We start from the raw sequence: 215 nt of genomic DNA, 5'->3' as shown, positions 1-215 counted from the left end.
AGCACGGTAACGTGTGGAGGTGACCGGTACTAATAGGCCGAGGGCTTGTCCTCAGTTGCTCGCGTCCACTGTGTTGGTTCTGAAACCACGAACAGCCCCGCTGTAGTCACAGCAGCGGTGCGGCTGGATAGTTTCATAGTGTTTCGGTGGTTATAGCGTGAGGGAAACGCCCGGTTACATTCCGAACCCGGAAGCTAAGCCTTACAGCGCCGATG

Annotated in this window: 1 rRNA gene; it reads left to right on the top strand. The window is 56.3% G+C overall.

The window, feature by feature from the left end:
- Positions 1 to 142 precede the first annotated feature (142 nt).
- A 5S ribosomal RNA gene (rrf, locus tag ADK36_RS18010) occupies positions 143 to 215 on the top strand; the annotation flags it as partial.

Origin of the sequence: Streptomyces viridochromogenes (assembly GCF_001270495.1) — a bacterium.
GTDB classification, from domain to species: Bacteria; Actinomycetota; Actinomycetes; order Streptomycetales; family Streptomycetaceae; genus Streptomyces; species Streptomyces viridochromogenes_A.
Note: the sequence above shows the minus strand (reverse complement) of the source record. Positions and strands in the feature narration are given on the sequence as shown.